19 protein-coding genes are annotated in these 17,899 nt (G+C 58.0%); 11 read left to right on the top strand and 8 right to left on the bottom strand.

Annotation, left to right across the window (positions count from 1 at the left end):
* Nucleotides 1–38: 38 nt before the first annotated feature.
* Together K1Y02_09345 and K1Y02_09340 are read left to right on the top strand one after the other, a co-directional pair.
* Nucleotides 39–1,193: a glycosyltransferase gene (locus tag K1Y02_09345; protein ID MBX7256553.1), complete on the top strand. Its 1,155-nt coding sequence runs from the start codon at nucleotides 39–41 to the stop codon at nucleotides 1,191–1,193.
* Nucleotides 1,190–2,272, top strand: coding sequence for a glycosyltransferase (locus tag K1Y02_09340; GenBank protein MBX7256552.1), 1,083 nt, complete (start codon nucleotides 1,190–1,192; stop codon nucleotides 2,270–2,272). The genes K1Y02_09345 and K1Y02_09340 overlap by 4 nt, the downstream gene beginning before the upstream one ends.
* Nucleotides 2,273–2,296: 24 nt before the next feature.
* Here K1Y02_09340 and K1Y02_09335 read toward each other — a convergent pair whose 3' ends face one another.
* The gene (locus tag K1Y02_09335; GenBank protein ID MBX7256551.1) at nucleotides 2,297–3,808 is read right to left on the bottom strand and encodes an arylsulfatase; all 1,512 of its coding nucleotides are present in this window, start codon (nucleotides 3,806–3,808) and stop codon (nucleotides 2,297–2,299) included.
* A gap of 530 nt (nucleotides 3,809–4,338) precedes the next feature.
* Entirely contained in the window at nucleotides 4,339–4,623 is a 285-nt protein-coding gene (locus tag K1Y02_09330; GenBank protein MBX7256550.1) for a hypothetical protein, read from the bottom strand.
* A gap of 226 nt (nucleotides 4,624–4,849) precedes the next feature.
* Here K1Y02_09330 and K1Y02_09325 point away from each other — a divergent pair, with 226 nt between their 5' ends.
* Nucleotides 4,850–6,745 (top strand): ABC-F family ATP-binding cassette domain-containing protein, encoded by a 1,896-nt coding sequence (locus K1Y02_09325; GenBank protein ID MBX7256549.1) that lies wholly within the window; start codon nucleotides 4,850–4,852, stop codon nucleotides 6,743–6,745.
* Here the strand turns inward: K1Y02_09325 and K1Y02_09320 are convergent.
* On the bottom strand, nucleotides 6,735–7,241 hold the full coding sequence (locus K1Y02_09320; protein ID MBX7256548.1) for a DUF2147 domain-containing protein: 507 nt from the start codon (nucleotides 7,239–7,241) through the stop codon (nucleotides 6,735–6,737). The genes K1Y02_09325 and K1Y02_09320 overlap by 11 nt on opposite strands.
* Before the next feature lie 160 nt (nucleotides 7,242–7,401).
* Here K1Y02_09320 and crcB point away from each other — a divergent pair, with 160 nt between their 5' ends.
* The 4 genes from crcB (at nucleotide 7,402) to K1Y02_09300 (ending at nucleotide 9,555) form a co-directional block, all read left to right on the top strand.
* Entirely contained in the window at nucleotides 7,402–7,785 is a 384-nt protein-coding gene (crcB, locus tag K1Y02_09315) for a fluoride efflux transporter CrcB (protein MBX7256547.1), read from the top strand.
* A gap of 14 nt (nucleotides 7,786–7,799) precedes the next feature.
* Nucleotides 7,800–8,147, top strand: a complete 348-nt coding sequence (locus K1Y02_09310; protein ID MBX7256546.1) for a DUF190 domain-containing protein — start codon at nucleotides 7,800–7,802, stop codon at nucleotides 8,145–8,147.
* An 88-nt stretch (nucleotides 8,148–8,235) separates the two neighbouring features.
* Nucleotides 8,236–8,838, top strand: a complete 603-nt coding sequence (locus K1Y02_09305) for an acyltransferase (protein MBX7256545.1) — start codon at nucleotides 8,236–8,238, stop codon at nucleotides 8,836–8,838.
* Nucleotides 8,839–8,841: 3 nt separating this feature from the next.
* A complete protein-coding gene (locus K1Y02_09300; protein ID MBX7256544.1) occupies nucleotides 8,842–9,555 on the top strand; it encodes an HAD family hydrolase in 714 nt (237 codons plus the stop codon).
* 14 nt (nucleotides 9,556–9,569) lie between these two features.
* Here the strand turns inward: K1Y02_09300 and K1Y02_09295 are convergent, their stop codons facing one another.
* Complete coding sequence (locus tag K1Y02_09295; GenBank protein ID MBX7256543.1) at nucleotides 9,570–10,310, bottom strand: metallophosphatase family protein; 741 nt, start codon at nucleotides 10,308–10,310, stop codon at nucleotides 9,570–9,572.
* A 339-nt stretch (nucleotides 10,311–10,649) separates the two neighbouring features.
* On the opposite strand from K1Y02_09295, the gene K1Y02_09290 reads away from it, so the two are divergent.
* Nucleotides 10,650–10,934 carry an HU family DNA-binding protein gene (locus K1Y02_09290; GenBank protein MBX7256542.1) on the top strand — a complete coding sequence of 95 codons (285 nt, stop codon included), beginning with the start codon at nucleotides 10,650–10,652 and terminating at the stop codon, nucleotides 10,932–10,934.
* A gap of 164 nt (nucleotides 10,935–11,098) precedes the next feature.
* On the opposite strand, the gene K1Y02_09285 is transcribed toward K1Y02_09290, so the two are convergent.
* On the bottom strand, nucleotides 11,099–11,740 hold the full coding sequence (locus tag K1Y02_09285; protein ID MBX7256541.1) for a hypothetical protein: 642 nt from the start codon (nucleotides 11,738–11,740) through the stop codon (nucleotides 11,099–11,101).
* Nucleotides 11,741–12,067: 327 nt separating this feature from the next.
* Here K1Y02_09285 and pyrR point away from each other — a divergent pair, with 327 nt between their 5' ends.
* The 3 genes from pyrR (at nucleotide 12,068) to K1Y02_09270 (ending at nucleotide 14,982) form a co-directional block, all read left to right on the top strand.
* Nucleotides 12,068–12,628 carry a bifunctional pyr operon transcriptional regulator/uracil phosphoribosyltransferase PyrR gene (gene pyrR / locus K1Y02_09280; GenBank protein ID MBX7256540.1) on the top strand — a complete coding sequence of 187 codons (561 nt, stop codon included), beginning with the start codon at nucleotides 12,068–12,070 and terminating at the stop codon, nucleotides 12,626–12,628.
* A gap of 146 nt (nucleotides 12,629–12,774) precedes the next feature.
* Nucleotides 12,775–13,671 (top strand): aspartate carbamoyltransferase catalytic subunit, encoded by an 897-nt coding sequence (locus tag K1Y02_09275; protein ID MBX7256539.1) that lies wholly within the window; start codon nucleotides 12,775–12,777, stop codon nucleotides 13,669–13,671.
* 42 nt (nucleotides 13,672–13,713) lie between these two features.
* Nucleotides 13,714–14,982 (top strand): dihydroorotase, encoded by a 1,269-nt coding sequence (locus tag K1Y02_09270; protein ID MBX7256538.1) that lies wholly within the window; start codon nucleotides 13,714–13,716, stop codon nucleotides 14,980–14,982.
* A 21-nt stretch (nucleotides 14,983–15,003) separates the two neighbouring features.
* Here the strand turns inward: K1Y02_09270 and K1Y02_09265 are convergent, their stop codons facing one another.
* From K1Y02_09265 to gatB, 3 genes are read right to left on the bottom strand one after another with little or no spacing between them, the layout of a single operon-like run.
* Nucleotides 15,004–15,837 (bottom strand): serine/threonine protein kinase, encoded by an 834-nt coding sequence (locus tag K1Y02_09265; protein MBX7256537.1) that lies wholly within the window; start codon nucleotides 15,835–15,837, stop codon nucleotides 15,004–15,006.
* A gap of 52 nt (nucleotides 15,838–15,889) precedes the next feature.
* On the bottom strand, nucleotides 15,890–16,270 hold the full coding sequence (gene rsfS, locus K1Y02_09260) for a ribosome silencing factor (GenBank protein ID MBX7256536.1): 381 nt from the start codon (nucleotides 16,268–16,270) through the stop codon (nucleotides 15,890–15,892).
* A 41-nt stretch (nucleotides 16,271–16,311) separates the two neighbouring features.
* Nucleotides 16,312–17,745, bottom strand: a complete 1,434-nt coding sequence (gatB, locus tag K1Y02_09255) for an Asp-tRNA(Asn)/Glu-tRNA(Gln) amidotransferase subunit GatB (protein MBX7256535.1) — start codon at nucleotides 17,743–17,745, stop codon at nucleotides 16,312–16,314.
* Between the last annotated feature and the right edge of the window lie 154 nt (nucleotides 17,746–17,899).

The raw sequence follows: 17,899 nt of genomic DNA, 5'->3' as shown, positions 1-17,899 counted from the left end.
TTTGGCGAGACTCGCCGCCGCGCGACTATACTGTTCACATGCCTAGTCGACCACTGACTATTCTGCTGTCCGATCCGCACCTGAAAGGTGGGGGACAGGTTCGTTACGTCACGGAACTCGCGCGCGAGCTGACTCGCCTCGGGCACGCCGTGTATCTAGGCTGTAAGCCCGACAGCGTCCTGGTGGCCTGCGCACGAGATGCCGAGTGTCGGGGGAACAGTCCATTCGCGTATCGCGGCGGCCTCCGTCCGCGCGCGTGGTTTGGCGATCTTCGCCGCCTCGCCCGTTTTATTCGCGAGGTCAAGCCCGATGTCCTCCACGCGAACGGCTCGCAAGATCATTGGATTAGCGGTCTGGGTAATCGTCTGCTTGGCCGGCCGGTTTGTATGGTTCGAACTCGGCACAACACCTACGCCGTCGGGAACAGTCTTCCGAACCGGTTGCTGAACCTGTCGTGGACCGATTACCAAATCGCGGTGTGCGATGCCGTGCTTCAGTTGCGCATTTCGAGGCCCACGTTCGACGCGGAGCGCATGCGTGTGATTCACAACGGTGTTGATCCCAAGAAATACTGCTCTGATGCGGCGGCGCGCACCCGCACGCGGCAGGAATTTGGCTACGCGGACGAGCACATTGTCGTGGGCATGGCTGCGCGGCTTGCGGAGGCTAAGGGGCATCGGTTCCTATTCGAGGCAGCCGCCAAGCTCAAATCTCAGTACCCCCAATTGCGACTGCTTATCCTGGGGCAGGGTGTGCTAGACCAATCTTTGCGAGACTTGGCGCGTGACCTGGAGATCGATTCCATCACGCATTTTGGCGGGTTTCGCAATGATATCGGCGACTGTATTCAGGCATTCGACATCGGAGCGCAGCCTTCAATCGATTGCGAGGCGTCTTCCTTCAGCGTGATGGAGCAGATGGCCACGGAGATCCCCATTGTCGCTTCTGATCACGGAGGCACGAAGGAGATTGTGCGCGATGGAAAGGACGGTTTCATTGTGCCGCAAGGTACAGTCGAACCGCTCGCCGATGCGCTTGCCAGACTTTTACGCGACCCCGCACAACGGCGAGCGATGGGGCAATCGGCGAGAAAGCGCATCGAATCGGAGTTTACGCTTGGCCTGCTGGCGTCGCGCACGCTTGAGGCGTACGACGAGGCATTGAGCATTCACGCAAAGCGACGCGCGACATGATCGTCCTGCATATCGACGAACAGACCGGATGGCGAGGGGGAGAACAGCAAGCGAGTTACCTTATTCGCGGACTTGCGGAGCGCGGGCACCGGTGTCTCATCGCAGGACGCGTGGGCAGCGAATTTCTTGGAAGCGCTCATGGAGTGCCGGATCTCACACGCATTGGCGTCTCGTGCCGTGGCGAAGCGGACGTGTTCACGGCGATGCGCCTGGCCAAGGTGGTGAAGTCGCAAGGCGTGGATATCCTTCATGCGCACACGAGCCACGCAATTACCTACGCATGTCTCGCGCGAGCCATTGCGCGCCGGGGCAAGGTTGTCGCGTCGCGTCGCGTGGATTTTCCGCCCAATCGAAACGCATTCAGCCGGTGGAAGTACCGGCAGGCTGATCGTGTTATCGCGATTTCCGATCGTATCGCAGAGGTTATGCGTGAGTTTGGCATTGGTGAAGACTGCCTGCGGACGGTGCACAGTGGCATTGACGTTGAGCGCTTCGATGTGCCACCGCTGACGCGTGATGAACTGGGCGTACCCGAGGATGCATTCCTGCTGGGCAATGTTGCGGCTCTGGTTGATCACAAGGACCAGGCCACACTCCTGGACGCAATGCACTTGGTAGTCAGGGACACGCCGAATGCGCACCTGCTTATCGCGGGAGACGGCCCATTGCGCGAGGGACTCCTCAAACAAGCAAAGTCACTCGATCTGGAGTGGAATGTTCATTTCCTGGGATACCGCAAGGACGTGCCGCGTATATTGCGAACTCTGGACTTGTTCGTCATGAGCAGCAAAGAGGAAGGCCTCGGAACTTCCGTGCTCGACGCCATGGCCTGTGACGTGCCTGTGGTGGCGACGGCTGGCGGCGGAATCCCCGAAATGGTCCGGCACCACGAAACCGGCAGACTTGCTCCGATTCAGAATCCGAGAGAGCTGGCATCCTGCATCCTCCAGGCCATCCGCAATCCGAATCAGTCCGCGGTCATGGCTGCGCGAGCCAAGACGATGCTGACTGAAAAATTCACGAAAGAGCGCATGATCGAGGGTAACCTTCGCGTTTACGAAGAACTCGTCACCTCGTGAACTGCGCCGTGCAACGGTCTGGCATTACGCCGGTGCCGACGACAGGTTTCGCGCTTCATCAGGAATCTTGACGCCGTTTTCATCCGCCCACTGCATCCATGCCGTGTGCATTCGTGCGGCGCGTTTCGCGTCCTTCTCCACGAGATTCGTCAACTCGGTGCGGTCGTCCGCGAGATTGTAGAGTTCCCAGGCCCCCCTGGCGGGTATCACCAGCTTCCAGTCGCCCTCGCGAATCGCACAATTCCCCTGGTGTTCCCAGCAGAGGCGAGCGTGTCCCTCTCGAGATTTGCCCCGAAGCAGAGGGGCAACGCTCTTGCCCACAAGCGGGTGTAGCGCGTTGCCGTTGTATGTCTTTGGGTACTCTACGCCAGCAAGGTCCAGGCACGTGGCCATAATGTCGGTGATGTGCACGACGTCGCTAAGCGGCTGTGTACGTTTCGCGCTACCTGCCGGCCAGCGCGCGAGCATGGGCGTAGCAATGCCGCCCTCGTGGACCCAGTGTTTAAACATGCGAAACGGAGTGTTGCTTGCGTTGGCCCACGGCCGCTCATACGCCACATACGAGCCGCGCTCTCCGGGTTTGCTTCCCGGCTTGTTAAACGTCTTCTTATTCAGGTCCTCGTGACAGCCGCCATTGTCGGAGAGGAACAGCACGAGCGTGTTGTCTTCGGCGCCGGTTTCGAGCAACGTCTGCAGGACACGGCCGATCCCTTGATCCATTCGGTCGATCATCGCTGCGTAGACGGCCATGCGCAGGGCCCAGTCTTCCTTGTTTGTGACGCTGCCCCATGCAGGCACTTGCTCGTCGCGTGGTGAGAGCTTCCACTTGGGGGCAATGATGCCGAGGTCCAGTTGTCGTTTGTAACGCTCTTCCCTCAAGGCATCCCAGCCAGACAGGTAACGATCCCTATACTTCGCGATATCTTGTTCCCAGGCGTGCAACGGCCAGTGCGGGGCCGTATAAGCGAGGTAAAGGAGAAACGGCGAAGTGCTTGTGTCGTGCTCCTTCAGGAATTGTACGGCGTGGTCGGTGAATGCGTCGGTCATGTAGAACGTGTCGCCGGACGGCACATACACATCGTCGTCGAGTGCCATCGTGCGGACGTCGCGTTCCTCGGGGAGGATTTCCCAATAGCTGCTCGCACCGCTGATGAGACCGAAGTACCGGTCGAACCCGCGCTGGCGCGGCCAATTCTCGCGCGCGGCGCCCACATGCCATTTCCCTGACATGTAGGTCCGGTATCCGGCAGTCTTCAGCGCTTCAGCGAGCGTCATGCAGTTGCGGTTGAGATATCCCTGATACGGCCCTTCGGGGACGACGCGATCGGGAGGGCTGGTCATTGCACCCATGCCCGCCTGGTGCGGGTGGAGACCCGTCAGGAGTGCCGCCCGCGAAGGACAGCAGCGCGCTGCGTTGTAGGCGTGAGTGAAGGTACACCCATCACGTGCAAGGCTGTCGAGGTTGGGAGTGGCGATTTCGGAGCCATACCTGCCGATGTCCGAATAACCAAGATCGTCGGCCATGATGATAAGGATGTTGGGATGCCGGTCGTCTCCCGTTGCTGCGTGGCTGCGAGCTGTGGTGGATACTCCCGTCAAGGTTACAGCCAACGTTCCCGCCGACTTTGTCAGGAATTCTCGTCGATTCATGACCTGCCCCTTTGTGTCGAGTTTCTGTATTCTACCTCGCTTCAGGCTTGAAGTGCGCACACGTTGACAAAAGGCATGGACTGCAATTCGAGCTGTCGAGACTGAGTGCAACCAAGGAGAGCAGACGAGAAGGACTCCAGTGGCGATTCCGTCCAGGGTTCATGCGTGCTCACGATGATTTTGGAGAATCACCGCGATACTCAATGCTCTTCCCGGCAACTCGTGCGTATGGGAGTCTGGTGCGCTTGAGCGAAGGAAGGGCAGTGTACGACAGATTGTATATCCATTTGAACTGCTAAGGGGGCGGCGCAGGCTACTCCTCTCGGAGAGTCCCTTTCAATCTTAAAAAGGGAAGAGCCTCCACCCTAGGTGGAGGCCCTTCCTCAATGGATATTGTACTGTCGAGATCGTTGCTGTTACTGCGCAGCCGGAGCAGGTGCCGGGGCGGCCGGAGCTTCTGCCGGAGCCGGTGCCGGGGCGGCCGGAGCTTCAACCGGAGCTGCTGGGGCTGGTGCCGGGGCTGCTGCTGGAGGCGGAGGAGGCGGAGGCGGGGTTCCCGCTTCAGGCGGGGCCGGAGCATTGGTCTCCTGCTTCTCAGCGGGCGCGGGTTGTTTCTTCTCGCAACCGCTGAGTACACCCAGCATGCCCACGACAGCTACCAATAAGCACACCATCATTACGGCAAGCCATCTCTTCTTCATTTCTCTTTCATCCTCCACTACCTAGTTTGTACACATTTCACGCCCACTTGGCGCTAATGCCTTCCTGAAGAATCTCGCGAAATCTCTGGCCATCCGGACTACTTCCTCTCACTATACTCTGATTCCTTAGTTTCCTCAAGTGGTTATGCTGGTTGAATATTCGGTATGCTACGCGCCGCCGTTTCTGTTATCACCCGGCGCTTCGCGCCGATGTCCGGAATTCACCATGAGCCTAATCCGACTCGAAAACGTCAGTAAATCATATGGGGGCGAAACCGTGCTCGACGGGGTAGACCTCCGCGTCGAAACGGGTGACAAGATTGGGCTTATCGGCAGGAATGGCACCGGAAAATCTACTATTTTCCGCCTGATGTTGGGGGAAACCGACGCCGATATGGGGTCCGTGGAGCGGGCGCGGAAGCTCCGAATCGCGGCATTGGCGCAATTGCCTCAATTTGAGGCGAGCGATACGTTGTTCGATATCGTTTTGAGGACGTTCTCGGAGTTGACCGATCTCGAACACAAACTCACAGTTCTGGAAGAACGTATCGCATCCGGTGACGAGGGAGCCCTGAGGCAATACAGCGCGACACAGGAAGAGTTTCAGCGGCGCGGAGGCTATGACTTTCGGACGCAGGTGAAGCGTGTGTTGCACGGGCTAGGGTTTACGACCCATGACTACGACCTTCACATTGGGGCACTAAGCGGTGGGCAGCGCACGCGCCTGATGCTCGCGTTGGTGTTGCTGCAAGACGCCGACATCCTGCTGCTGGATGAACCCGAGAACCACCTTGACCTCGAAGCACGCGAGTGGCTGGAAGATTTCCTGAAAGAATGGCCACGGGCATTCGTCATCATTTCTCACGACCGGCGGATGCTGAACGCGGTCACCAACACGATTGCCGATCTCGAGCGCGGCAAAGTCCGTTGTTACACGGGCAACTACGAATCGTTCTGCGGACAAAAGGCGCTGATGCGTGAACAACAGCAGAAAGCCTTTGAGCGACAGCAGGAATTCATCGAGAAAGAAGAGAAGTGGATTGACCGGTTTCGATACAAGAACACCAAGGCGACGCAAGTACAGAGCCGCATTAAGCGGCTCGAAAAAATGGACCGAGTCGACGCGCCCGACAGCGAGCAAGCTTCCGCAAAGTTTGGGCTGGGACAGGTTGTGCGGAGTGGAGCCGTAGTCCTCGAAGCCAAGGGCCTTTCCATGGCGTATGGAGACCTGGTTCTCTACAAGGACGTGTCATTCACGGTCGAGCGCGGGGAGCGCGTGGGGATTATCGGTCCCAACGGTGCGGGGAAGACTACGCTGCTGCGGCATCTTGTGGGCCGGCTGGATGGTGCGCCCGGCACAGTCCGGCTGGGGCACAAAGTAACGCTCGGATTCTATGAGCAGCACCACAGCGACGTGAATCCGGGAGCGGACGTGATGCGCGAGGTCAGCGCCGCGCGGCCTGAGTGGAAACCGGAGCAGATTCGAACCTTCCTGGGACGTTTTCTGTTCACCGGTGAGGATGTATTCAAGCCGATCTCAGCGCTGAGCGGGGGAGAGTTGAGCCGTGTTTCGCTGGCGAAGCTGGTTCTTTCTCAGGCCAACGTGCTGCTTCTCGACGAACCCACAAACCATCTCGACATCGCATCTCGCGAGGCTCTGGAAGCCGCGTTGGCGGAGTTTCCAGGAAGCCTGCTGATTGTTTCGCACGACCGGCAACTGATAGACCGCCTGGTGGATAAACTCGTCATCATCGAGCATGGAACCGCGTCGGTTCATCTCGGCAATTACACGCACTATCGATGGAAAGTCGGCGAGGCCGCTGCCGAAGCCTCAAGTAAATCGACTGAAGACGTGCTGCGAATCCGGCGCAATAAGATTCAGCCGCCTCGCAAGGTGGAGGAGAAGGCGCGCCGCAAGCAACAGAAGCAGTTGGAAGAAATCGAGCGCGACATCAGCTCCCTCGAGGAGATGATTGCCGCGCTCGAACAACGGTTCACCGAAATCGATCCGTCCGACTACCAGACCGCGCAGCAGCTCAAATCCGAATACGACGGGTTAAAGAGCGACCTCAGCGAGATGTATGTCGAATGGGAACGGATCGCCGAAGAGACTACTTCGTAGGCTTATCCGCAGATTCTCCCGGCTTTGATTCTTCTTCTTTTGGTACGCGCGACCATTGTGTTGTGCGTCCGAATGCCGCGATACCGAGATAGCCTCGCACATCCAACGTATCGTTGTTGGAAAGCTTCATTGTGCATTTGTACGTCTTGCCGCTTTCGGGATCGTAAATTGTGCCTCCCGACCAGTTTTCCTTGCCGTCGAAGGAGAAGCCTTTCAGCAACTTCAATCCGAGAATCGGGTCGTTTTTGTGTGCCGGATCCGGGTTGTTCACGTCAAGTTTGGGTTTTCCTGCATCCGGTTTACCTTCTTCCACCAGCGGGTCCTTTAGCCAGACCAATGCGCCGAAATACTTGCCGTCTTCCTTCGTAATCTCGACTTTGGATTCCTTGCCTGCGGTATACCACTGTCCAAGGACCGCGTCGGGGTCGGGGGCGGCGAAGGTCACGGCCACCGCCGCTGCCAAACACACTGCACATCCCAAAAGCACTTGCTTCATGGACTCAATCTCCTGGTATTCACTATTGTTGACCACAGCGCCCGTGTGTGCCGTGGAGGCCTGAGTATAGCGGCGGCCGCTCGATTCTCACAAGCCGTGGTTGTCTCGCGCCTGTTCGAGTAGTATCCTCAGTCCGCTTACGCCACGGATAGCATGCCAGATGATTCGATACGCACTCATATTTCTCGGTGGGGGACTGGGATCAGTCCTCCGATACGCCATTGCGGGTTGGACTCAGCGCGCGGCCGATACTTCCTTCCCGTTGGGTACGCTTGTCGTGAACGTTGTGGGGTCTCTTGTTATCGGATTTCTCGCCGCCACGCTTACCGGCCCAATTCTCATCCGGGACGACTATCGTATTGGCCTGATGGTGGGCGTACTGGGAGGGTTTACGACGTTTTCCAGCTTCAGCCTTGAAACGCTGATGCTTGCGAATGACGGCCAGTTTGGCATGGCATTGTTGAACGTTCTGTTCAGCGTGGCCCTGTGCCTGACTGCGGCATGGTTGGGTTACCGGTTCGGTGAATATTCGTTTGGTGTTTGAAGGAGGGTAGTCCTATGCACGTGCCCGAAGACGGATACCTGCTGCGAATCTTCATTGGTGAAAGCGACCGTTGGCAACACCGGCCGCTCTATGAAGCCATAGTGCTCAAGGCGCGCGAACTTCACCTCGCAGGCGCCACCGTGCTGCGCGGGCCGATGGGATTCGGCGCGACCAGCCGGCTTCACACAACCAAGGTGCTGCGGCTTTCCGAAGACCTCCCCATAATCATTGAAATCGTGGACAGCAAAGAGCGCATCAACCAGTTTCTCCCGTGCATCGAGGAAATGGTCAAAGAAGGGCTTGTCACACTGGAAGACATCAAGGTGATTAAGTACCTCGGCACTCCGCCCGCCGACGTGTGATTTTCCGCGGCCGCTCCCGCGGCGGGCACCAACTATTTCCCGCCACGCCTATCATCCGCTACAATATGCCGCTTACCGAAGCAGGGAGATGGCAATGGACGGAATTACGAGGGCTTGGCGCAATTGGCGTCATAGCAGGAAGTTCGCGAAATTGGGCAAGGGCTGCCGCTTTATCGGCAGAGACCTGGAAATAGAAGGGCACGTCGAACTCGGTGACTATAGCCGTATACGCGAGTCGGTGCGTTTACGCGCTCGTCCCGAAGGGAAGATCGTTATCGGAAGCCGTTGCCTGTTGAGCTGGAATGTCGTGATTGAGGCCGGGGAACTCGTCGAGCTGCACGACATGGTGGGCATTGCCGAGTATGCGGTCATTCGGGATGGGACGCATCTCATCTACGGCACGGAGGCGAACTGGCGCTACACGCCGAATTATTACCGCCCCGTGATTATAGAAGAAGGGGCGTGGGTAGGAAGCGGCGCGTATGTCTCCAAGGGCGTTCGTATCGGCAAGGGCGCGGTAATCGGCGTGAAAAGCGTTGTCACGCACGATGTACCCGCATACGAAGTGTGGACCGGCGCACCCGCAAAGTTTCTCCGGCACCGCACCAAGGACTTGCCCGAGGAGGTCGCCGATTTAGCATCTCGACTGTTGGCCGAGCAGGGCATCCGCAAAGACCGGCGCGAATGGTGAGCCATGCCCATTCGAGCGATCACCTTTGATTTCTGGCGTACCCTATTTCATGAAGCCAAGGATCCGGAGCAGCGCCGGCTGATCCGCATTCGCGCCGTGTGCGAGGCAACGGGCGCTTCGCCCGAGTCAGCTCGCGCGGCTCTGCAGACCTCCGAGCGCGAGTTCATGCAGCATCATATTGAGCTGCAGCGAACGCTTGGGCCGGAGGACGCCGTCCGAATTGTCATGCGAGAAGTGGGGGTGAAACTGTCCCCGGAAGTGCAGCAACATCTAGCGGAGGTATTCGCCACGGCTATACTGCACTTCCCTCCGATTCCCATTGATGGCGCGTTGGACGCCGTGGCAGCCGCTGCGAAGCGAGGCCCCGTAGGAGTAATATCCGATTCGGGATTGAGCCCAGGTAGTTCGTTGCGGACACTGCTGGAGCGAAACGGATTCCTGCCGTTCTTCGATAGCGTCGTCTTTTCCGATGAAGTCGGCGTGTCAAAACCTCATGCGCGTATGTTTGATACGTGCGCTCAAGGGCTGGGCGTTGCGCCAAGTGAGCTGCTGCACATCGGTGACCTGGAGACAACCGACGTGGTGGGGGCCAAAGCGGTTGGCGCGCGCGCGGCATTGTTTGCCGGTGACAACGATCGACATGTCGCAAATACTACCGCCGACTATGTCTTTAAGCACTGGCGAGATTTCCTGGAAGTGCTGCCGGATCTGACGTAGTAACGAAATGCGGTTTACCAGTCAGGCCATTGAAGACCCGCGCTATCGAGCTGTTTCTGCACGTTCGTGGGGTCATACACGACTTTCTGTATATCGACCTTCCAGGGGTGTTCTTCTGTGCTGATGATGGCGTAATGAGCCAGGCCAGGTTTCCCAGTTCCAACGCGGCCGGGATTGACGAACAGCGTATCGTCGACCATTCGGGAGAACGCATGGGGAGTGCGGCCCGCGACAATCACATGTACGTTGGCGAATTCACGCTGTCTGCGAAACCTGCTCGGGTCGTCCTGTTCCTCCAGTCCCTCCGATTGACTAGCCGGCGTGCCATGGCACAGACAGACGGAAAGTCCGTCGACCGTGAAGATTCTGCGCCTGGGCAACCCTGAAATCTTCTCGAGATTCTTGCTGAGCGTCTTTTCGTGTGCGAACTGAAGTGCCGCAAGGAGGGCGGGAGATACGCGCTGAGGAAGCGAGTCTGCTTTTCGCACGACGCGAAGCGCTTGCCGATCGAGTTCGCCCTGTACGGAAAGAACTTCGCGCTTCTCCAGCCGTTCCCACGATTCGTTGGGATTGGGTCCGCCAACCAAGGTATCACCCGTGTTCACAACAATATGGATACCGGCGCGATCGATATGGCTCAACACCGCTTCAAGTGCGGGAAGATTGCCCGAGACACCGCCGAGAGCGGCAATAATCATGTGTTCAATGCTCCAACCATCGAGTCCGTAATAGAAAAGTTGCCCGAGGCAGTGCATGGTAAGTCACTTCCGAGTCATTGTTCAACGGGTACATAATCACGAAACAAGCCGGAAAAAGGGCGCGAAACTCGGGAAAAAGTGGGGCATTTGTGGCCAGCGATGCGGATGAGCCCCAAAACACCGGGTGATTCTGACCTCGATTTCATTTTAGCCTTGAAAATAGGGCTTGACAAACGCCTCGTTAAATTGTAAAGAACGGGGGTGCGGAGAGGGGATATGGCGACCCTCAGCACTGGGCTATCCCACGAAATGCAGACGTGCAAGGTGCGTCGTCTGAAGACTTCAAGGTCGAAAGCGTGGGGAAGAGGGAATCCCCAAAGCGAGGAGGCACAAGCGATGGCAGAAAAGAAAGCGAAGACAAAGGCTCAGATCATCACCGCTCTTGCCGAGAAGACCGGCCTGAGCAAGAAAGACGTTGGTAACGTCGTGGCCGAGCTTGTTGGCTTGGCGTACAAAGAAGCGAAAGTCGGCTTCACGATTCCGGGCCTTGGTAAGCTCGTCGTTGTGAATCGCAAGAAGCGCACCGGCCGTAACCCGGCAACGGGCGAGACGATCACGATTCCGGCGAAGCGCGTCCTTAAGTTCCGCATCGCTAAGCAGGCGAAAGACGCCATCAAGTAAGAGATTTACTCCAGCGCGCATCGCCGGTCCGGAGGAGCACCTCCTCCGGGCCGGCTTGCTTTTTGAATGGCCGCGCGTGCATGACGTGGAGGTTATGCCGTGAGGATTCTTCGCGAACACACCGGTTACGAGACAGTATCTTGTGTGCTCGTGCGAGATTCGACCTAGCGGGATTCGCGGTATTGTCTATACCAGACTGTCAATGCGGCTAACGTCGCTCCGCCAAAGGTTCCAATCAGACCGTTCAGGAGCGCTGTTGTGTCCGATGTGGCCAGAAACGTGTTTTCAATGGCGTATTGGACCAATGAGGCAATCAAGCCTATTGATGCGCCTATTGCCGCACCTTTTGGAATTGACGGGTCCAACGAGTACATGAGGCTGACAATAGCTCCAACCATGAACCCTCCGAGCATTCCGAAAGAGACGCCGCCATTGAATGCTGTACGGAAACTAGTGGCGAGATGCGTGTTCGAGGGCGACGTTACGACGGCCAAAATGCCCAGAATGATGCCCAGCGCGACCATTCCCAGAAGGAGCCCCAATAGCGCGTGCACACTTGCTTTGATGAGTGCTTTCTTCAGCGGCACCCGCGATTCGGAATGCGATTGAGGTTGGGCAGGCGCGGCGGCCTTTGGCGTTACAGGAGAACCCAGATCGAAATCCAGCTTCAGATTCAGGACATCCTCGCCGGTTTGCAGGGACGTACCGCACTTGCTGCATCGCCCTGCTTTGCCTTCAAAACCCGGTGGAATGGCCATACGATGACCACAGATGCTGCACGTTACAACGTTCGTCTTGGTGTCCATACAATGCCCCCCCGGCTGTGGACGCTACCTTTGTACGACGTCGAAGCAGAGTCTTTATAGCACGATGCACCAAATTTGGGAATAGGCTACGCGAATCGCCTTGAGGGGGGACTTAATCGACGCCGGAAGCTGCCCGGACACGGAGTGGCCGGATTCGGAGGATTCCATACGGTTTGTTTGACTGTTCTGCGAAGGACTGCTACACTCCTTTTCGGCGCAATGCGGGCGCATAACAATGAGTATCACTATGATCACTATAGACCCTTCTCATGTGAATGAGAGGGGATTTTTTCTACCTGTTCGAGCGTAGGGAGCGACGTTAAAGAAGTGACTAGCGAGACTACCGTAGTGCTGGACGCCGCGGGTGTAGACGCCGCGATACACCGCATGGCCCAAGAAATCGTGGCTGGCAATGAGTCCATGGACGAAGTCGTCCTTCTGGGAATTCTGAAACGGGGCCGTCCGCTGGCGGAACGGCTGGCCGAAGAGATTTCCAAGATGAGCGGAGTCAAACCGCGCATAGGATCGCTGGCAACCACGCTATATCGCGACGACTTGCGTAGCGGCAAGAAACCGAATCTGGCAGGAAATGTCACCCACTTCGATTTTGATGTGGAAGGGGTGACCGTGGTCCTGGTGGATGACGTTCTGTCTACCGGCAGGACGGTGCGGGCCGCTCTGGACGAGATTATCGATTATGGCAGGCCCAAGCGGGTGCAGTTGGCGTGCCTGGTGGACCGCGGACATCGTGAATTGCCGATACGCGCGGACTATCTGGGGTGGTCTCTCGCGACGAACCCGGAAGACCACGTGTCGGTTCGGCTTAAGGAAGCCGATGGTGAGGATGCTGTTCTGCTGGAACGTATAGCGGCGGAGTCCGGCGAGTAACCGGGCTCGGCTTTTTGATAATGGTGTCTGTCCCAAGCTGACAACAACGGGGAAGATGCAAAGTGGTACATGCGGAGGAAGAGGGATTCACCTGGACGCGCAAGGACCTGACGGCTTTAGAGGACTTGTCGCGTCGGGAACTGGAAATGATTCTCGACACGGCGCCGCAATTTGTTGCGGTGTCGAAACGTGAGAGCGGCATAAAGAAAGTGCCGCTGTTGCAGGGCCGGCTCGTCGTGAATTGGTTTTTCGAGCCGAGCACGCGCACACGCACGTCGTTCGAGCTGGCGGCCAAACGCCTGAGTGCCGACACGCTCACCATGAACGTGCAAGTGTCGAGTTCCAAGAAAGGGGAGACCCTCCACGATACGTTGGACAATATCGAGGCGATGCACAGCGATGTCGTCGTGATTCGCCACAGTATGGCCGGGGCGGCGCACATACTTGCCGAACGGCACGAGTCTCACATCATCAATGCCGGAGACGGCGCACACGAGCATCCCACGCAGGGTTTGTTGGACGCGTACACGATGCGCGAGCACGTCCGTAAATTGCGCAATGACCCGCAGGCAAGTTTGGATGGTATCCGCGTGGCGATCATTGGCGACATCACTCACAGCCGTGTGGCGCGCAGCAATATCTGGGGCCTGACCAAGCTCGGAGCAAAGGTCCGGCTGTGCGGGCCGAGCACGCTGATGCCGGTCGAAATCAAGCGGATGGGCGCGGAGACGACGCATGATTTGCGAGAGGCCATCTGCGACGCGGACGTGGTATACGCGCTGCGCATTCAATTGGAGCGTCAAGCGAAGTGCCTTTTCCCGAGCATGCGCGAGTACATTCGACTGTTCCGAATCGACAACGAATCGTTGCGCGCGGCTCCCAAGCACGCGTTGGTGATGCATCCCGGTCCCATAAACCGTGATATTGAGCTTGCCAGCGAAGTGGCCGACGGTCCCCGCAGCGTAATCCTTGAACAAGTGAGCAACGGTGTGGCGGTGCGCATGGCAGTCATGCACCTGCTGATAAACGGTGGCCAGAGCTGACGCAGCCAGTGTCAGGCCGCAAGCACAGGAGTGGAGTCGAAGATGAGTCTTGCCATCGTTAACGGTCATCTGATAGAGCCGACATCGGGCATTTCCGAGCCCGTGGACATCCTTGTCGAGGGGAAGAAGGTTACAAAGATCGGCAAGAACCTCAAGGGTGACGAGACCATCGACGCAAAGGGATGCATTGTTTGCCCGGGTTTGGTCGATGTGCACGTTCACTTCCGCGAACCTGGGTACGAATCCAAGGAGACCATCGCTACCGGCAGCCGCGCCGCGGCAAAGGGAGGCGTGACGTCGGTTGTCACCATGGCGAACACGCGTCCCGTGATTGATAACGCGGGTATGGTCGAATTCGTCAACCGGCGCGCGCGCGAGACAGCGATAATCAAGGTTTGGCCCGCGGCATGCGCAACCAAGGGCATGGAAGGCGCCGAGATGACGGAAATGGCCGAATTGAAGGCCGTCGGCGCCGTGGCCGTTACCGACGATGGAAAGGATATCGCCAGCAGTTGGGTCATGCGGCGCGTGCTTGAGTATGCGACGATGTGCGGCCTGACGTATATGGCACACTGCGAAGACGAGACCCTTGCCGAAGGCGGCGCGATGAACGAAGGCTATAATTCAACGCGCCTGGGCATCCCCGGCCTGCCAAAAGCCGTTGAAGAGATTCGGATCGATCGCAACATCCGGTTGGCGGAACTGAGTAAGGCGAGAATTCACATTCAGCACGTTACCAGCAAAGGCGGCGTGGACATCATTCGGCGCGCCAAGAAGCGTGGCCTTCCCGTGACGTGCGAGACCGGGCCGCACTACTGGATGCTGACGGACGACGCGGTCGTCGGATTCGGCACCAACGCCAAGATGAATCCACCGTTGCGTGAAGCGGAAGACGTGGCGGCCGTTCGCGAGGGCTTGGCGGATGGGACCATCGACTGCATCGCCACGGACCACGCGCCGCATACGCAGACCGAAAAGGACGTGGAGTTTCAGTTGGCTCCGTTTGGCATCGTCGGTCTTGAGACGTTGCTGGCCGCGACCATCACGGGTTTGGTGGAGCCGGGAGTCCTGACCATGGAACGGGCAATCGCGCTCCTGACTTCAGCCCCAGCCAAAATCTTCAATCTGAATGCGGGTGTCTTGCGCGAAGGCGGTCCCGCCGACATTGCCGTGTTCGATCCGAAAGCCGAATGGGTCGTCGATCCTGAGACTTTTCATTCCCGCAGCCGCAACACGCCCTTCAAAGGCATGACGTTACGCGGCCTCGTCAAGGCGACGCTTTGCGACGGAGCCGTGGTTTACTGGGCGTAAAGCACGTCATTCGACAGATTGTCAGATCCTCGGGCGGGCCGCTTCCGAGAGGGCAATGCGCAACTGGTCGCAGCTCTCGTAGCGCTTGGCGGGGTCTTTCTCAAGCATCTTCATGATGATGTCGCCGATGGCCTGGGGGCACTTGCGGTTCACCATCGAAGGATGAAGCGGTACCACGCGGAGATGGCAGTTGTAGAGTTTCGCCAGGCTATCCACTTCGAATGGCACTTTCCCCGCGAACATCAGATAGAGGGTAATGCCCAGCGAGTAGATATCCGCGCGCGGGGTGGCTTTGATCTTGCTGATAATCTCCGGCGCGACGTACATTGGCGTGATCTGTTCGACAATACCGCTGTCGATGAATCCGAACATCTTGTCGCGGCAGAGGGAATAGTCCGAGAGCTTCGCGATGCCCGAGCGCGTGAACAAGATGTTGGCGGGCTTGAGATCGTGGTGTGTAAAGCCTTGATCGTGGATGTACTGCAGTCCGTTGCAGATCTGCGATACCACGACTACGCGCTCCTGGAGATTCCACGGACGATTCTCGATGTACCACTTGAGGTCAGGGCCGTCGACGTATTCCATGGTCATGCACAGACCTTCGGGTCCGTCGATAAATTCCGTGACCTTCACCACGTTCTGGTGATTGAACTTGCTGAAGACTTTGATGTTCTTGGCGAAATCACGAATCTGGGCCTTGTTGCGGAAGAAATTCGCGTGAAACACTTTGACCGCGACGACTTCGCCCTTCTCCAGATCGATGCCGCGGTAGACGGTGCCTGTGCCGCCGCGACCGAGAAGCCGGTCGAGTTTGAAATGGTATATCGCGAGCCTATCGGGCAGTTCTTGCTTCATGGCGAAATCCCACCGGTCCTATAGTCTAGGGTAGCGACGCGCTCACCCGCGACTACAGACCCAAATCGATTTGAGGCGCATCGCCCCAAAGTCCATCCAAGTCGTAGTACTCCCGCGCATCCTGGCGAAAGATATGAACAATGATGTTGCCGAAGTCGAGCACCAGCCAGTTGGAAGAATGCGAACCCTCCGAATGCAGGGTCTTTAGGCCAATCTCGTGCATACCCGCCGAAATCGCGCTGTAGACGGCCTTCAAGTGAGGTTCACTGGTGGCGGAACAGACGATGAAACTATCGGCAATCAACGTCAATCCTCGCACGTCGTATGCGCGAATATCGACCGCCTTTTTGTCATCCGCTAACGCCGCTGCGCGCCGCGTGTTGGGAAGGAAATCGGGTTCTTCAGAAACGGATTTCTTAACGAGTCGAGCCAAGCTTAATGGGTACTCCCAGAGAGTTGCTTACCAGAGTGCTCTCAGTTCTCGGACAGGACTTTCCGGAGCGCGTCGTTCGCGACCTTCGGATTGGCCTTGCCTTTTGTTGCCTTCATCAACTGCCCGACCAGGAAGCCAAGGGCCTTCTCCTTGCCTCCCCGGAAATCGGCCACCGGGCCCGGATTGTCCGCAAGGACCTGCCGGGCAACGGCCTCGATTTCCGCCGTATCGCTGATCTGGACCAAGCCCTTCTCCGCGACGAGCGCCTTGGCATCTTTGCCGGTGGCATACATCTCTGGAAGCAGGTCCTTGGCAATCTTCCCACTAATTGTACCATCCTCGATGAGGAGGATCATGGCGGCGAGGTTCTCGGGTTTCACGGGGCATGCCGCGATATCCACCTTCTGTTCCGTGAGCATGCCTTGAAGGTCGCCCATCACCCAGTTGGCCGCCGGTTTCGATGGCGCGCCCGCCTTGACCACGGCCTCGTAGTAGTCGGCCATGGGGCGTTCCGAAGTGAGCACCCCCGCGTCGTAGGTGGTAAGGCCGTACTGCGACTCGAAGCGTGCGAGTCTTGCCTTGGGCAACTCCGGCAGGGATTCGCGGATGCGCTTCTCCCATGCCTCGTCGATCACCATCGGCACAAGGTCCGGCTCGGGGAAATAACGGTAGTCGTGGGCCGATTCCTTTTGGCGCTGCGAGAAGGTGATGCCGCGGTTGGCATCCCAGCCGCGCGTTTCTTGGACAATCTTCCCGCCCTCTTCGAGCACGGCCTGTTGCCGCGCGATTTCGTACGCGATGGCTTTGTGGACGCCGCTGAACGACGCCACGTTCTTCACCTCGGTCTTGGTGCCGAATTCCTTCTGACCCACCGGGCGCAGACTGATATTGGCCTCGGCGCGCAACGACCCTTCTTCCATGTTGCAGTCGCTGACCTCGAGGTAGCGGAGCAACTGTTTAAGGTCGGTAAGATAGGCGTAGGCTTCGTCCGCGCTTCGGATATCCGGTTCGGTGACGATTTCGAGCAAGGCCAAGCCGGACCGGTTGAAGTCGACGCCGCTGTCGCCGCCGCCGATGGTGTGCGTGTTGCGGGCCGTATCCTCTTCCAGGTGGGCGCGCGTGATTCCGATGCGCTTCGTTTCGCCGTTGACCAACACATCAATGTGCCCGTTGTAACAGAGCGGTAAATCGTACTGGCTAATCTGGTAGTTCTTGGCGAGGTCGGGGTAGAAGTAGTTCTTGCGGTCCATCTTCGACCAGCGCGAAATGGTGCAGCCGAGCGCCACGCCGACGGCCACGGAGAATTCCACGGCGCGCTTGTTGATGGTGGGCAACACGCCGGGCATGCCAAGGCAGATCGGGCACACATTGGTGTTGGCGGGCGCGTTGAAATCCGTGCTGCACCCGCAGAACACCTTCGACTTCGTGCTGAGTTCGACGTGGACTTCCAAGCCGATGACGGCCTCGTATTTCATAGTGCTCTCTTCGATTCCTGTTGCCGCCAAAACGGCGGCCTGTTGCCCGAGGCTATTGAAGACCCGCGGGCGTTCCCATGTCGAATCCGCGCGCCTTTTCGTACGTCGACGCGACGCGGAAAATCGTCTCTTCTGCAAACGGCTTCGCCAGAAT

The sequence above is a fragment of the Candidatus Hydrogenedentota bacterium genome (genome assembly GCA_019695095.1).
In the GTDB taxonomy this organism is placed as follows: domain Bacteria; phylum Hydrogenedentota; class Hydrogenedentia; order Hydrogenedentales; family SLHB01; genus JAIBAQ01.
The sequence above is the reverse complement of the archived record's forward strand: the minus strand, read 5'-3'. Positions and strand labels throughout refer to the sequence as shown.

Coding starts and splice junctions, on each gene's coding strand:
- K1Y02_09340 (MBX7256552.1), top strand. CDS start 1,190: ATGATCGTCCTGCATATCGACGAACAGACCGGATGGCGAGGGGGAGAA.
- gatB (MBX7256535.1), bottom strand. CDS start 17,745: ATGAAATACGAGGCCGTCATCGGCTTGGAAGTCCACGTCGAACTCAGC.
- crcB (MBX7256547.1), top strand. CDS start 7,402: ATGATTCGATACGCACTCATATTTCTCGGTGGGGGACTGGGATCAGTC.
- K1Y02_09310 (MBX7256546.1), top strand. CDS start 7,800: ATGCACGTGCCCGAAGACGGATACCTGCTGCGAATCTTCATTGGTGAA.
- K1Y02_09290 (MBX7256542.1), top strand. CDS start 10,650: ATGGCAGAAAAGAAAGCGAAGACAAAGGCTCAGATCATCACCGCTCTT.
- K1Y02_09320 (MBX7256548.1), bottom strand. CDS start 7,241: ATGAAGCAAGTGCTTTTGGGATGTGCAGTGTGTTTGGCAGCGGCGGTG.
- K1Y02_09325 (MBX7256549.1), top strand. CDS start 4,850: ATGAGCCTAATCCGACTCGAAAACGTCAGTAAATCATATGGGGGCGAA.
- K1Y02_09330 (MBX7256550.1), bottom strand. CDS start 4,623: ATGAAGAAGAGATGGCTTGCCGTAATGATGGTGTGCTTATTGGTAGCT.
- K1Y02_09300 (MBX7256544.1), top strand. CDS start 8,842: ATGCCCATTCGAGCGATCACCTTTGATTTCTGGCGTACCCTATTTCAT.
- K1Y02_09285 (MBX7256541.1), bottom strand. CDS start 11,740: ATGGACACCAAGACGAACGTTGTAACGTGCAGCATCTGTGGTCATCGT.
- K1Y02_09345 (MBX7256553.1), top strand. CDS start 39: ATGCCTAGTCGACCACTGACTATTCTGCTGTCCGATCCGCACCTGAAA.
- K1Y02_09265 (MBX7256537.1), bottom strand. CDS start 15,837: ATGAAGCAAGAACTGCCCGATAGGCTCGCGATATACCATTTCAAACTC.
- K1Y02_09305 (MBX7256545.1), top strand. CDS start 8,236: ATGGCAATGGACGGAATTACGAGGGCTTGGCGCAATTGGCGTCATAGC.
- K1Y02_09275 (MBX7256539.1), top strand. CDS start 12,775: ATGATTCTCGACACGGCGCCGCAATTTGTTGCGGTGTCGAAACGTGAG.
- K1Y02_09295 (MBX7256543.1), bottom strand. CDS start 10,310: ATGCACTGCCTCGGGCAACTTTTCTATTACGGACTCGATGGTTGGAGC.
- K1Y02_09270 (MBX7256538.1), top strand. CDS start 13,714: ATGAGTCTTGCCATCGTTAACGGTCATCTGATAGAGCCGACATCGGGC.